The sequence below is a fragment of the Comamonas composti DSM 21721 genome (assembly GCF_000429845.1).
Lineage (GTDB): Bacteria > Pseudomonadota > Gammaproteobacteria > Burkholderiales > Burkholderiaceae_C > Comamonas > Comamonas composti.
Window position 1 is genome coordinate 1 of record NZ_KE386973.1, and the last position, 14,407, is coordinate 14,407.

Annotated in this window: 11 protein-coding genes; 6 read left to right on the forward strand and 5 right to left on the reverse strand. The window is 65.2% G+C overall.

What is annotated here, in order from left to right:
* The first annotated feature begins 171 nt into the window (after positions 1–171).
* The 5 genes from G486_RS0119745 to G486_RS0119765 all read left to right on the forward strand — a co-directional run bounded on the left by G486_RS0119745 (position 172) and on the right by G486_RS0119765 (position 6,023).
* Positions 172–1,131, forward strand: coding sequence for a tripartite tricarboxylate transporter substrate binding protein (locus G486_RS0119745; RefSeq protein WP_027017084.1), 960 nt, complete (start codon positions 172–174; stop codon positions 1,129–1,131).
* A 113-nt stretch (positions 1,132–1,244) separates the two neighbouring features.
* Positions 1,245–2,786: a class I adenylate-forming enzyme family protein gene (locus tag G486_RS0119750; protein WP_027017085.1), complete on the forward strand. Its 1,542-nt coding sequence runs from the start codon at positions 1,245–1,247 to the stop codon at positions 2,784–2,786.
* A 17-nt stretch (positions 2,787–2,803) separates the two neighbouring features.
* A complete protein-coding gene (locus G486_RS0119755; RefSeq protein ID WP_027017086.1) occupies positions 2,804–3,574 on the forward strand; it encodes a class II aldolase/adducin family protein in 771 nt (256 codons plus the stop codon).
* A 78-nt stretch (positions 3,575–3,652) separates the two neighbouring features.
* Positions 3,653–4,579 carry a 2-hydroxyacid dehydrogenase gene (locus tag G486_RS0119760; RefSeq protein ID WP_027017087.1) on the forward strand — a complete coding sequence of 309 codons (927 nt, stop codon included), beginning with the start codon at positions 3,653–3,655 and terminating at the stop codon, positions 4,577–4,579.
* A gap of 109 nt (positions 4,580–4,688) precedes the next feature.
* On the forward strand, positions 4,689–6,023 hold the full coding sequence (locus G486_RS0119765) for an amidohydrolase (protein ID WP_027017088.1): 1,335 nt from the start codon (positions 4,689–4,691) through the stop codon (positions 6,021–6,023).
* A gap of 16 nt (positions 6,024–6,039) precedes the next feature.
* On the opposite strand, the gene G486_RS0119770 is transcribed toward G486_RS0119765, so the two are convergent.
* Positions 6,040–6,831 (reverse strand): bestrophin-like domain, encoded by a 792-nt coding sequence (locus tag G486_RS0119770; RefSeq protein WP_027017089.1) that lies wholly within the window; start codon positions 6,829–6,831, stop codon positions 6,040–6,042.
* A 38-nt stretch (positions 6,832–6,869) separates the two neighbouring features.
* The gene (locus G486_RS0119775; RefSeq protein ID WP_027017090.1) at positions 6,870–8,654 is read right to left on the reverse strand and encodes an NAD(P)/FAD-dependent oxidoreductase; all 1,785 of its coding nucleotides are present in this window, start codon (positions 8,652–8,654) and stop codon (positions 6,870–6,872) included.
* Between the two features lie 293 nt (positions 8,655–8,947).
* Between G486_RS0119775 and ggt the strand changes: the two genes are divergently transcribed.
* Positions 8,948–10,921 carry a gamma-glutamyltransferase gene (gene ggt, locus G486_RS0119780; protein WP_027017091.1) on the forward strand — a complete coding sequence of 658 codons (1,974 nt, stop codon included), beginning with the start codon at positions 8,948–8,950 and terminating at the stop codon, positions 10,919–10,921.
* Between the two features lie 81 nt (positions 10,922–11,002).
* Here the strand turns inward: ggt and G486_RS0119785 are convergent, their stop codons facing one another.
* The 3 genes from G486_RS0119785 to cysK all read right to left on the reverse strand — a co-directional run bounded on the left by G486_RS0119785 (position 11,003) and on the right by cysK (position 14,361).
* Positions 11,003–11,263 carry a DUF2164 domain-containing protein gene (locus tag G486_RS0119785; protein WP_027017092.1) on the reverse strand — a complete coding sequence of 87 codons (261 nt, stop codon included), beginning with the start codon at positions 11,261–11,263 and terminating at the stop codon, positions 11,003–11,005.
* Between the two features lie 20 nt (positions 11,264–11,283).
* On the reverse strand, positions 11,284–13,122 hold the full coding sequence (locus G486_RS0119790; protein ID WP_027017093.1) for an ABC transporter ATP-binding protein: 1,839 nt from the start codon (positions 13,120–13,122) through the stop codon (positions 11,284–11,286).
* Positions 13,123–13,440: 318 nt separating this feature from the next.
* A complete protein-coding gene (cysK, locus tag G486_RS0119795; protein WP_027017094.1) occupies positions 13,441–14,361 on the reverse strand; it encodes a cysteine synthase A in 921 nt (306 codons plus the stop codon).
* Positions 14,362–14,407 lie beyond the last annotated feature (46 nt).

Here is a 14,407-nt window from a genome sequence, read left to right on the forward strand (position 1 = left end):
CCCGAGGCGCCGATCTTCAGCGTTGCCGACTACGGGCTGGAGGCCGACCTGTTCGCCGCCGTGCCCGAGATGACCCAGGCGCTGTAAACAAACGCGCAGGCATCGACGATGCCATGGCCCCGCAGAGCCTGTGCCGGCGGGGCCGAGTGACAAAAAACCAAGGAGACATCCATGAAGCGCCGAATTCTTGCAATTGCCGTGGCAGCGGCTGCCGCCATGAGCAGCCTGGCCGCTCAGGCCCAGGCCGACTATCCCAACCAGGCCATCACCATCATCGTGCCCTATGCGCCTGGTGGAACAACGGACGTGGTGGGCCGGGCACTGGCCATGAGTCTGGGCAAGCAGCTCAAGCAGTCGGTGATCGTGGACAACAAGCCCGGTGCGGGCGGAACGCTGGGCGTGGTCGAGATGATGCGCACCAGGCCCGATGGCTACCGGCTCACTCTGGTGCCGGTCAGCGTGTTCCGCCAGCCCTATGTGCAAAAGACCCAGTACGACCCCATACGCGATCTGAGTTATATCGCTTCGTTCACAGCCTATGACTTCATCCTGGCCGTGCCTGCGGACTCGCCGTTCAAGACCGTGAAGGACGTGATCGATCACGCCAGGTCCGGCAAGGACGGCGTGGACTATGGCACCCCCGGCAAGTTCACGGGCAACCAGGTGGTCATGGCGCAACTGGGCAAGGCGGCAGGCGTGAGCTTTACCCATGTGCCCTACAAGGGCGACTCCGAGGCGACGACGGCCTTGCTGGGCGGCCATGTGAAGACCCTGGTGAGCACGAATGGCATTCTGAACTTCATGGAAACGGGCAAGGTGCGCGCCCTGGGCATTGCGGCCGATCAGCGCCCGCCGGCGTTTGCGAATGTGCCCACCTTCAAGGAGGCCGGCTACGATGTGGTCGTGCCCTCTCCGCTGGGCCTGGCAGGGCCCAAGGGCCTGCCCCAGGCCATCGTGCAAAAGCTCGATGCAGCGGTCAAGGCCGCGCTCGAGGACCCCGAGATGCAGCGCGTGATCAAGAACTACGGCATACGCACGGACTACCGTGACCACAAGGCCTATTCGGAGTTTGCAGTCAAGAACTTCGCGCAGGAAAAGGCCATCGTGCAGTCCCTGGGGCTGAATGACTGATTGAGCGACGCCGAGCCAGGCCTGGTTCGGCGCAGTCCCTGTTCCTTCTGGGCGCCCCTGTGCCACCGGAGGAGGGCAGCGGGTTTTTGAAGCCTTCTTTTGTTTGTCTTGCCATGAGCTTTTCCACGATCACCCCCGATACACCTTTCATCTCCATGAGCGCCCTGGTGCACGAGCATGCGCTGCAGCGGCCGGAGAATATCGCTCTCATCGACGAAGAGCAGACCTTGAGCTATGCGCAGCTGGACCGGCTCATGGACCGCGTGGCCGCGTCCCTGCAGCGTGACGGGCTGCAGCCGGGCCAGGCGATTGCCATCTGTGCCTTGAACTGCGTGCGCTATGCGGCGCTGTTTCTGGGAGCCTTGCGTGCGGGCGTGGTGGTTGCGCCGCTGGCGCCGTCTTCCACGGCCGAGAGCCTGGCTTCCATGCTGGGCGATGCCGACGCGAGCCATCTCTTCCTGGATCGTGCGGCGCAGGATCTGCGCCCCGCCGATGGCGGCCTCAAGTGCATTGCCCTGGACGATGCTGCTGGCGCCCAGTCCTTCGAGGACTGGCTTGCGCCCGAGGGTGCCAAACCCCAGCCTGTGGAAGTGCAGCCTGCGGCGCCTTTCAACATCATTTATTCCTCGGGCACCACGGGCACGCCCAAGGGCATCGTGCAGTCGCACGGCATGCGCTGGGCCCATGTGAACCGTGGCGGCATTCACGGCTACAGCCCCGAGGGCACAACCGTGCTCGCAACGCCGCTGTATTCCAACACCACCCTGGTGGTGTTCTTCCCCACGCTGGGCTTTGGCGGACGCGTGATTCTCATGAAGAAGTTCGATGCGGCCCGCTACCTGCAACTGGCGCAGCAGCACCGCGCCACCCACACCATGCTGGTGCCCGTGCAGTACCAGCGCATCATGGCGCTGGCCGAGTTCGGCGAGTACGACCTGTCGAGCTTCCAGGCCAAGTTCTGCACCAGTGCGCCGTTTCGCGCCGAGCTCAAGGCGGATGTGCTCGCGCGCTGGCCCGGCTCTCTCACCGAGTTCTATGGCATGACCGAAGGCGGCGGCACCTGCACCCTGGATGCCCGCGAGCATCCCGACAAGCTGCATACCGTGGGCAAGCCCGTGGAGGGCCACGATATGCGCCTGATCGACGAGGACGGGCGCGAGGTAGCGCCGGGCGAGGCCGGCGAGGTCGTGGGCCATTCGCCCAGCATGATGACGGGCTACCACAACCAGCCCGAGAAGACGCGCGAAGCCGAGTGGTTCGATGCCACGGGCAAGCGCTTCATCCGCACGGGCGATGTGGGACGGTTCGACGCCGACGGCTTTCTGACCCTGTTCGACCGGCGCAAGGACATGATCATCAGCGGCGGCTTCAACATCTACCCCAGCGACCTGGAGGCCCAGCTGCGTGCCCATCCGCAGGTGGAGGACGTGGCCGTGGTCGGCGTGCCCTCCGAACAATGGGGCGAGACGCCCGTGGCCTTTGTGGTGTCGCGCGCGCAGCAGGCTGGCCAGCCCGAGGAGATCATGGGCTGGTACAACCAGCGGGCCGGAAAGACCCAGCGTCTTGCGGATCTGCGCCTGGTGGACGAGCTGCCGCGCAGCGCCATCGGCAAGGTGCTCAAGCGCGAACTGCGCGAGCAATATGTGAAAAGCTGATCTTTTGGGGAGCCGACATGCAAGACCATAGCGCGACAAGCGAGGTGCGCCGTCAGGTGACGGATGAGGAATGGCAGACCCGTATCGAGCTGGCCGCAGCCTACAGGCTGGTGGCCCACTTCGGCTGGGACGACCTGATCTTCACCCATATCTCGGCACGCGTGCCGGGGCAGCAGGCGCAGTTTCTGATCAACCCCTACGGCATGCTGTTCGACGAGATCACGGCCTCGAACCTGGTCAAGGTCGACCATGAAGGCCGGCCGCTGATGGAGACCGAGTACGACGTCAACCCCGCAGGCTTTGTGATCCACAGCGCCATACACGAAGGCCGGCCCGAGGTGCAGTGCGTGCTGCACACGCATACGCCGCATGGCGTGGCCGTGTCCGCGCAGGAGCAGGGGCTGCTGCCGATCTCCCAGCAATCCATCTTTCCCCTGGCGCGCCTGGCCTATCACGGCTATGAGGGCGTGGCCCTGCGCGATGATGAAAAGCCGCGTCTGGTGGCCGACCTGGGCCAGAGCAACAGCCTGATTCTGCGCAACCATGGTCTGCTGACCTGCGGGCGCAGCGTGGCCGATGCCTTCCTGGCCATGTATACGCTGGAGCGTGCCTGCCAGATCCAGATCCTGGCCCAGTCCGGGGGGGGCGCGCTGACGCGCATCCCCGGCGAAATCCTCGCAAGCGCTGGCCAGCAGTCCCGTGAGGTGACCAAGGGCAAGGGCTCGGGTCTGGCCTGGCCAGGGCTGCTGCGCCGACTCGACAAGCTGGACCCCAGCTACAGAAACTGAAACCTCTCCCGGGACGCTGGACGCTTTTCCCTGCAGCTTTGCGGGCTGCGTGCTGCGCCCGGGGTCTTGGAGAAATGAATGGGAATTCTGGTCAACATCCACCCGAGCATGGGCGAGCCCATTGCTGCGGCCTTGCGCGCCCAGGCGCCCGAGGTCAAGGTCTGGACGCATCGCGAAGAGGCGCCTGCGGATGAGGTCGAGATCATGCTGGCCTGGAGCCTTAAGCCCGGCGTGCTCGAAGCCTTTCCCGGGCTCCAACTGCTGTGCGCTCCCAGCGCCGGTGTGGACAAGCTGCTGGCGGTGGATCTGCCAGCCGGCCTGCCGCTGGCGCGCACCGTGGACGGCCAGCAGCATGTGGAGATCGCCCAGTACGTGCTGGGCGTGACCCTGCGCCATACGCGTGAGCTGGCGCTGTTCGATGCCCAGCAGGCCCAGGGCCAGTGGCTGCGCCGTCCCGTGCGTCCGGCCGGGCAATGCCGGGTCGGCATTCTGGGCCTGGGCCAGGTCGGCGCACATGTGGCCAGCGTCATGCAGTCCATAGGCTATGAAGTCGCGGGCTGGAGCCGCAGTCCGCGGCAGCTCGCGGGCGTGGCCTGCTGCAGCGGCGAGCAGGGGCTGGCGCAGATGCTGGCGCGCACCGACATCCTGGTCTGCGCCCTGCCGCTCACGCCCCAGACCCATGGCCTGCTCGACCGCGAGCGTCTGGGCCTGCTCCCCCAGGGCGCCTATCTGATCAATGTGGGGCGCGGCGAACAGGTCGTGGAAGAGGATTTGCTGCAACTGCTGGACTCGGGCCATCTCGCAGGTGCGGCCCTCGACGTGCTGACCCAGGAGCCGCCTGCGCCCGAGCATGGCCTGTGGCGCCATGCCAAGGTCTTCGTGACGCCGCACATCGCGGCCCAGGCTTCGGCCCAGACCATTGCCAGTCAGTGTCTGGAGAATCTGGTGCGGCTGCGCGCGGGCCAGCCCCTGCTGAATCTGGTGGACCGTTCCAAGGGGTATTGAGCAGGCCTTGAGGGGCGTCAGGGGTTTCCCGTGAGTGTCGCGCGCAGGACTTTTGGGCCGGTGTTTGCTCTTAGCATGCAGCCATATTGTTTCTGCTGAGGCGATGACCATGCACTTTTTCTTGATTGCCAGGGCCGTGGGCCTGCTTGCAAGCGGCCTGGCCCTTTCCGTATCCGCCCAGGGCCTGGATGCCCAGGGCCTTGCGGCCCTGGATGCGGCCATACAGCCGCTGGCTTCGAAGATCGTCGAATGGCGGCGCGACATACACCAGCACCCCGAGCTGTCGGGCCAGGAAGAGCGCACGGCCAGGCTGGTGGCCGAGCATCTGCGCAGCCTGGGCATGGAGGTACAGACCGGCGTTGGTGGCACGGGCGTGGTCGGCCTGCTGCGCGGCGGTCAGCCGGGCAAGACCGTGGCCTTGCGTGCCGACATGGATGCACTGCCCGTGGAGGAAAAGACCGGCCTGCCCTTTGCCTCCAAGGTCAGGGCCGAATATCTGGGCAAGCAGGTTCCGGTCATGCATGCCTGCGGGCATGATGCCCATGTGGCCATGCTCATGGGCGCGGCCCAGGCTCTGGCCGGCATGCGCAAGAGCCTGCACGGCAATGTGAAGTTCATCTTCCAGCCGGCGGAGGAGGGCGCGCCCGTCGAGGCCGACGCCCAGGGCAATGTGCCCAGCTTCGGCGCCAAGGCCATGATCGAGGACGGAGCCCTCAAGGGCGTGGATGCGATCTACGGGCTGCACATCACGGCTTCGCTGCCCTCGGGGGCCCTGGGCTATCGCAGCGGTCCGCTGATGGCGGGATCGGACAGTTTTTCCATACAGATCGAAGGCCGGGGCGGCCATGGCTCGGCGCCATGGAACACGGTGGACCCCGTGGTTGCCGCCAGCCAGGTCGTGCTGGGCCTGCAAACCGTGGTCAGCCGCCAGCTCAACATCTCCCACGAGCCTGCGGTGCTCACCATAGGCTCGATACAGGGTGGCACGCGCTACAACATCATTTCGGACAACGTGGAGATGCTGGGCACCCTGCGTACCTTCGATGAAGACATGCGCGGGGATGCCCACAAGCGCATTGTCGCGACGGCCGAGCAGATCGCTGCCTCCAGCGGTGCCAAAGCCAAGGTGAAGTTCGGCCCCGTGGCCTATCCGGTCACGGTCAACCATGAGCAGCTGACTGCCGCCTCTTTGCCGGCCCTGCAGCTCGCGGCTCAGGGCAGGGCCTTTGTCATTCCCAAGGTCAGTGGCTCAGAGGACTTCTCGGAGTTCCAGAAAGAGGTTCCGGGCTTTTTCTACGTGCTTGGCGCGCCGCCCGAGGGCAAGAGCCATGTGGATGCTCCATCCAACCACTCGGCGCTTTTCGACATAGATGAAAAGCAGCTGCCCACAGGGGCCCGCTCCCTGGCAGCCCTGGCTGTGGACTTCTTGCAGCGCAACCGCTGAGCCAGGCTGCGTCCGCTCACGACACCAGGCCGCCATTGGCGACCGTGACGCGTACGGCCCGCAGATTGTCGGGCTGTACGTGGATCATGCCTTTGCCGGGCACGTCGATCTCCGCGATCATGAACAAGGTGATGGCCGTGATCGCAGGAATGGTCAGGATCAGCACATTGCTGCCGCGCCGGCCGCGGATGTTGAAGCCGATCAGAAAGTTCGAGCACACGGCAAACAGGATCAGAATCGCCCAGGCCGCATGCGGTATCTGGTGGCGCCAGCTGGACATGGTCTTTTGCTGGGCCGTATAGAGGTCGTTGACGGCATTCAGGGCCGTGGCGATCACGGGGTCGGGCCTGGCCTTGGCTATCTGGCTGATCAAATGCCACATGCGGGTCTGCATCTGTATGGACTCCATGCGCACCTTGAGGCGCTCCGGCTCGTCCATGGTCTCGAAGAACTGTATGCGCAGGCTCAGATAGTTCTGCAAAAGCCTGGCCGCCTGTTCCTGGTGGGCGGCATCGAGCAAGGTTGCGCGCTGGAAGGCATTGCCTATGGCAATGGCTTCGTTCTCCTCGGCAGCGGTGCGCGTGTTGTGCCCGCTGATCGCAAACGAAAGAATAAAGCCTACGAGCAGGCCGAACAGGGACAGCGTGGCCCCGAGCACGATCTTGAGCTCGTCGTCGGCAGCGGCTTCGTGCCTGTACCGCCTGCCCCAGGTGTACTTGCCGAGAAAGGCCGCCAGGCTCAGGCCTGTGAAGATGCAGGCCAGCAATATCCACGAGTTGTCGTCGATGGAGTCCAGGAGCGAATGCATAGGCTTGTCGATGAGAGGCTGAGGTGTGCGGCCGGATTCTAGGCTGCTGCACCCGATCCGCGCACGCCCGAGGACGGGATCTCCAGCCCCAGGATGTTGCAGACCACGGCTTCGCCGACCTTGATGCCGTCCACGCCGGCCGAGAGAATGCCGCCCGCATAGCTTGCGCCTTCGCCCGCAGGATAGAGGCCGAGCGTGTTCAGGCTCTGGAAGTCGGCGCCGCGGCCTATCTTCACCGGCGAGGAGGTGCGTGTTTCCACGCCCGTGAGCAAGGCGTCCGGCATGTCGTAGCCGCGAATCTTTCTGCCGAAGGCCGGCAAGGCCTCCTGCATGGCCTCGATGGCGTAGGCTGGCAGCAGCTGGCGCAGGTCGGTGAGCGTGATTCCGGGCTTGTACGAGGGCAGGACCTCGCCGAGCTCGGCCGAGGCCTTGCCGGCAAGAAAGTCACCCACGCGCTGGGCCGGGGCGTTGTAGTTGCCGCCGCCGAGCGCATAGGCGGCGCTTTCCAGCTGGCGCTGCAGCACGATGCCGGCCAGAGGATGGAGTTCGTTCTCTCCGAGCTTTTCCACGCCATGGGTGCGTCCTTCGAAGGCCCAGGCAAAGCTGGCCGCATCGCGCGGGTAGTCGGCCGGGTCGATGGCGCAGACCATGGCTGCATTGGCATTGCGCTCGGCACGCGAGTACTGGCTCATGCCGTTGGTGACCACGCGCTGGTGCTCGCTGGTGGCTGCGACCACGGTGCCGCCCGGGCACATGCAAAAGCTGTAGACGGGGCGGCCGTTTTGCGCATGGTGGACCAGCTTGTAGTCGGCTGCGCCCAGCAGGGGGTGGCCGGCATGCCGGCCCCAGCGCGCACGGTCGATCACGCTTTGCGGATGCTCGATGCGAAAGCCCACGGAAAAGGGCTTGGCCTCCATCTGCACGCCGCGCTCGTAGAGCATGGCAAAGCTGTCGCGCGCGCTGTGGCCCAGGGCCAGCACCGCGTGGCGTGTGGGCAGGGAGTAGGTGGTGCCGCTGTCCAGGTCCAGCACTTCGAGTCCTGTGAGCTGGCGCTGGCCATGGTGCTCTTGCAGCTGCAGGTCGCTCACGCGCTGGCCAAAGCGGACCTCACCGCCCAGGCGGATGATCTCCTCGCGCATGCCTTCGACCACCTTGACGAGCTTGAAGGTGCCGATATGGGGGTGGGCCGCATAGAGGACCTCCGGCGGCGCGCCATGGGCCACGAACTCCTGCATGAGCTTGCGCCCCAGGTGGCGCGGGTCCTTGATCTGGCTGTAGAGCTTGCCGTCGGAGAAGGTGCCGGCGCCACCTTCGCCGAACTGCACGTTGGACTCGGTCTGGAGCTCGCGCTTGCGCCACAGGCCCCAGGTGTGCTGGGTGCGCTCGCGCACTGCGCGGCCGCGCTCCAGAACAATCGGTTTGAAGCCCATTTGCGCAAGCACCAGGGCCGCAAAAATCCCGCAGGGCCCGAAGCCCACGACCACGGGACGCTGTTCGAGATCCGCAGGTGCCTGGCCCACGGGAATCCAGCGCATGTCGGGCGTGGGCTGGACATGGGGGTGCTGCTCGAAGCGCTGCAGCAGCCCGGCCTGCAATGCCTCGTCGGCGAGAACGATGTCCACGATGTAGACCGCCAGCAGCTCGGACTTGCGTGCATCGAAGCTGCGCTTGTGCACATGCAGGCTGGCAATGGCCGCAGGCTGGATGCCCAGCAGCGCTGCGGCCATCGCCGAGAGCTGCTCGCCGGGATGGTATTCGCTGTGATTTTCGGGATGGTATTGCAGGGCCGAGAGCGGCAGCTTGAGTTCAGAGATGCGAATCATGGCTTGTAGTGATCAAGCAAAAGAATGGGGCTGCGATGCTAGCGCAGGCAGGCGGCAGGGCAAGGGCTGTGATCCTAAGTCCGGGCTGCAGCCCAGGAAAAATGAAGGCAAATGCCACGGTTCGGATGAGGATGTCACATGTTCTTGCAATTGTCTTGGGTATGTACTGGATCAAGCCCGATGATGTGCGGTCCGCAGTCAAGCCCTTGACCCACAAGTCTCGGTGCCGGTTGCTGCTAGGGTTCGGTGTTTTGTGCAATTGCCTCCAACCAGTTTTCTCAAGGAAAGCCCCCATGGCATCTCCATTCTCCTGGCCACGTTGTTGGCTTGGCGCATCGCTGGCTGCGCCCTTGCTGCTCTCCTCTTGCGTGGTTGAAATCAGTTCGGACGACCGCGACGATGTGCAGGCCTGCGCCATCACCACCGATGACGGCAGCGTGGTCGTGGGCTCGGGCCTGCCCGGCGATCCGGCCGCGCCCGAGCCTTCCTCGGGCTACCGGGTCGGCAAGAAGGCCGTGCATGCGGCGAAGTACATGGTGGTCACGGCGAATCCGCTGGCGTCCAAGGCCGGCTGCGAGGTGCTCAAGTCGGGCGGCTCGGCCGTGGATGCGGCCGTGGCCGTGCAAATGGTGCTGGGCCTGGTCGAGCCCCAGTCCAGCGGCATAGGCGGCGGCGCCTTCATGCTGTACCGCGATGCCGCCAGCGGCAAGGTGCTGGCCTATGACGGGCGCGAGACCGCGCCGGCAGCGGCCACCGAGAACTATCTGCGCTATGTGGACGATGGCAGCAACCACAATCCGCCCCAGCCCTCGGCCCGGGCCAGCGGCCGCTCGATCGGCACGCCGGGCGTGCTGCGCATGCTGGAGATGGCGCACAAGGACTATGGCCGCACGCGCTGGGGCCAGCTGTTCCAGCCCGGCATCGATCTCGCGAGCCAGGGCTTTGTGGTCAGCGGCCGCATGGCAGCGGCGCTGGAAGGCGCCAAGGACGATTTGCGCCGCGATGCCGATGCGGTCCAGGTCTTCTTCAATCCCCAGGGCCAGCCCTGGCCCCTGGGCAGCCGTTTCGTGAACCAGTCCTATGCGGATACGCTGCGCAGCATTGCGAGCGGCGGCGCCGATGCCTTCTACCGCGGCGATCTGGCGCGCGCCATGGTGGACAAGATCGGCGTGAGCCAGAGCATGGCCGATGGCTCGGCGATCACGCCTGGCAAGACCACGGTGCAGGACCTGGCCAATTACCAGGCCAAGCGCAGAGAGGCGATCTGCACCAGCTATCGCGCGCGCTATGTGATCTGCTCCATGCCGCCGCCGTCCTCGGGCGGCATTGCCGTGTCCCAGGCCATGGGCATTCTGGAGAACTTCAATCTCGAGCCCTACCGGCCAACGGCCATCGATGGCGAGGGCGGCAAGCCCTCGGTCATGGGCGTGCACCTGGTCAGCGAGGCCTTGCGCCTGGCCTATGCAGACCGCGACAAATATGTGGCCGATACCGACTTCGTGCCTCTGCCCGGCGGCTCGCCCAGCCTGTTGCTGGACAAGAGCTATCTGCGCCAGCGCGCGGGACTGATCTCCTCGAGCCGCAGCATGGGCACGGCCCAGGCCGGCAGCTTCGGTCTGCCTGCGCTGGGCGTGGTGCCGGTGAAAGAGGCCGGCACCACGCACGTGAGCATTGTCGATGCCAAGGGCAATGCGCTGAGCATGACGACCACGGTGGAGTCCAGCATGGGCTCGTTCCATGTCACGCGCGGCTTTGTGCTCAACAACCAGCTCACGGACTTTTCGGCCGAGCCTCGCACGGCCGAAGGCCCGGTGGCCAACCGCCTGCAGCCGGGCAAGCGCCCGCGCAGCTCCATGGCGCCCACGCTGGTGTTCGACATGCAGGCCGATGGCAGCGCCGGCAGTTTCAAGATGGCCACGGGCTCGCCGGGCGGCGGCACCATCATCCAGTACGTGACCAAGACCCTGGTGGGCGCGCTGGACTGGGGGCTGGATGCGCAGCAGGCCACATCCCTCGTGGACTTTGGTGCGACCAACAGCCCGGTGACGAATGTGGGCGGCGAGCATCCGAACATCAACGCGACCGACAACGGCAGCCAGGATCCCCTGGTCAAGGGGCTGCGTGCCATGGGGCATGAGGTTTCGGTGAATGCCCAGTCCAGCGGCATCGGCACGATTCTGAACGTGCGGCGTAACAACCGTCAGCAGCTCGAAGGCGGGGCCGACCCGCGCCGCGAGGGCCTGGCGCTCGGGGACGCGGTGCGCTGACCGGCCGAGCCGCTCCCATGAAAAAAGCCGCAGGCATGGACCTGCGGCTTTTTCGTGCCTGGCAGCAACCGGGGCGGGGCGCTATCGGCTCTTGCGCTGGCTCCAGTAAGAGAACTCCTCTTCCTGAACCTCGTAGTCGAGCTCCTGCAGCCGGCTTTGCATGTGCTCCTGGGCATGGGCCACGCCCAGGTTGTAGATGCTGGGGCCGATTTCCTGCAGAAAGAATCCCAGCAGGGCGCCGGCCGTGACGTTGCCTATGGGCTCGTCCATGTTTTCGCGGAAGTAGCGTTCTATGGAGGCAATGGCCTGCTGGCGTGCGTCCTTGCTGAGTTCAATGCTCATGGTGCTGTGCTCCGCGCGGATCAGGCCGTGTCGGGCTCGGCAAGAAAGCCCCCGCTTTGGTGGGCCCACAGCTTGGCGTAGATCCCGCCCAGCTCCAGCAGTTGCTGGTGCGTGCCCTGTTCGACGATATGGCCCTGGTCCATGACGATGAGCCGGTCCATGGCCGCAATCGTCGAGAGGCGGTGGGCAATGGCGATCACGGTCTTGCCGTGCATGAGTCCGTCCAGGCTTTGCTGGATCGCGGCTTCGACCTCGCTGTCCAGCGCGCTCGTGGCTTCGTCCAGCAGCAGAATGGGCGCGTCCTTGAGCATGACCCGCGCAATCGCCACGCGCTGGCGCTGGCCGCCCGAGAGCTTGACGCCGCGCTCGCCCACCTGGGCGTCGTAGCCGCTGCGGCCCTTGAGGTCGGTCAGCGTGTCTATGAAGTCGGCGGCCTCGGCCTTTTCGGCGGCGGCGCGCATCTCCTCTTCGCTGGCGTCGGGCCGGCCGTAGAGGATGTTGTCGCGCATGGAGCGGTGCAACAGCGAGGTGTCCTGCGTGACCATGCCGATGGCGCTGCGCAGGCTGTCCTGGGTGACCTGGCTGATGTCCTGGCCGTCAATGGTGATGCGCCCGCCCTGGGGCTCGTGAAAGCGCAGCAGCAGGTTCACCAGCGTGGACTTGCCCGCGCCCGAGCGACCGATCAGGCCTATGCGCTCGCCGGGGTGGATCATGAGGTCGAGGTGGTCTATGACCTGCTTGCCGCCGTCCTTGTAGGCAAAGCTCAGGTTCTCGAAGGCAATGCCGCCCTGGGTCACCTGCAGGGGCTGGGCATCGGGGGCATCGACGATGGTGCGCGGCTTGGTCAGCGTGAGAATGCCGTCCTGGATGGTGCCCACGTTCTCGAACAGGCCCGTCATCTGCCACATCACCCAGTGGGAATAGCCCATGAGGCGCAGTGCCATGGCGATCACGGCCGCGACCACGCCGGCGCTGGCCTGGCCCGCCGTCCACAGATAGAGCGCCGTGCCCGTGGAGCCCAGCAGCAACAGGGTGATCATCAGGTGGTTGACGATCTCGAACTGGCTCACCAGGCGCATCTGCGCATAGCCCGTGACCTTGAAGGCGTCCATGGCATTGCGCGCGTATTCGGCCTCGCGCCGCGTATGGGCGAACAGCTTGACGGTGGCGATGTTGGTGTAGGCGTCGGTCACGCGGCCGGTCATCATGGAGCGCGCATCGGCCTGGCTCTTGCCGATTTTCCCCAGGCGTGGCACGAAGTAAAAGCAGGCCGCCACATAGGCGGCAAGCCACAGCGCGAACGGAATCATGAGCCGCCACTCAAAGCTGGCGGCCAGGATCAGGATGCCGATCATGTAGACGCTCACGCCCACCAGCACGTCCACCACCATGAACACCACTTCGCGCACCGACAGCGCGGTCTGCATGATCTTGGTGGTGATGCGGCCCGCGAACTCGTCGGCATAGAACGACATGCTCTGGCCCAGCATCAGCCGGTGGAACACCCAGCGCAGCCGCATGGGGAAGTTGATGGCCAGCACCTGGTGCATGACCGAGGTGTGAAACGCCAGCAGGGCGGCGCTGGACAGCAGCAAGGCCGCGATGCCGAGCACGGTCGGGCGCTGCTCGGCCCAGAAACTTGCGGGCGAGACGGCCGAGAGCCAGTCCACCACATGGCCCATGACGGCGAACAGCAGGGCCTCATACACGGCGAGCAGGGCCGAGGTGCAGGTCAGCAGCCCGATCCAGCCGCGCATGCCCTGGGTGCAGGCCCAGATGAAGGCAAAAAATCCCTTGGGCGGGACGGCTGGCTCGTGGCCGGGATAGGGGGGAACGCGTTTTTCAAAAAAGCTGAACAAGATGTTGTGTACTCCTGGTTACGCCAATGGTAGATGAGCCGGCCCCGGCCATTTCAGGGACCCGACATGACCCCCGTGGATTCGGGGGTTAGCGCCAGTGCAGCCAGTTTTCTGCCTCTGTTTCATTCATTGAAAAGATAGCTGGTAGCGCTTGATGGATATGGATTTCAGACATGAATATGCTTGAAATCAAGCCAGAGCAAGCGCTGGCAGCTATCAAGATCAATGGTCATGCCGGGGCATGAAAAAAGCCGCTGGGGCAGCGGCTTGGGTCATGGGTGCGAATGCCTGGGCTGGCATTCGTCTGCGCAGAGCAGATCAGGCCGTGGGCAGAAAGCCTTCGACCGACAGATAGCGCTCGCCGGTGTCGTAGTTGAAGCCCAGAACCCTGGCGCCTGCGGGCAGTTCGGGCAGCTTTTGCGCGATGGCGGCCAGGGTGGCGCCCGAGGAGATACCGACCAGCAGGCCTTCCTCGCGTGCCGCGCGGCGCGCGTATTCGCGTGCGGGCTCGGCCTCGACCTGGATCACGCCGTCGAGCAGGCTGGTGTCCAGATTCCTGGGAATAAAGCCCGCGCCAATGCCCTGGATCGGATGGGGCGAGGGCTGGCCGCCCGAGATCACCGGGGATTGTGTGGGCTCGACGGCAAACACCTTCAGATGCGGGAACTTGGCCTTGAGCACCTTGGCCACACCCGTGAGGTGGCCGCCCGTGCCCACGCCCGTGATCAGCGCGTCCAGCCCATCGGGGAAGTCGGCCAGGATTTCCTGGGCCGTGGTGCGCGCATGCACATCGATGTTGGCGGGGTTCTCGAACTGCTGGGGAATCCAGGCGCCGGGCGTCTGGGCTGCAAGCTCCTGGGCGCGGGCGATGGCACCCTTCATGCCCTTTTCCTTGGGCGTGAGATCGAAGCTGGCGCCATAGGCCAGCATCAGGCGGCGGCGCTCTATGCTCATGCTGTCGGGCATCACCAGGATCAGCTTGTAGCCCTTGACTGCAGCCACCAGGGCCAGGCCCACGCCGGTGTTGCCGCTGGTGGGCTCGATGATGGTGCCGCCGGGCTTGAGGGCGCCCGATTGCTCGGCATCCTCGACCATGGCCAGCGCAATGCGGTCCTTGATGGAGCCGCCGGGGTTGCCGCGCTCGGACTTGACCCAGACATTCGCACCCGCGCCGAACAGGCGGTTGATGCGTACATGGGGGGTGTTGCCAATCGTTTGCAGTATGTTGTCTGCTTTCATCGAGCCTCCGGAGAAATGGTTTGCTTGGGCGGTAGATGCGCTTGCG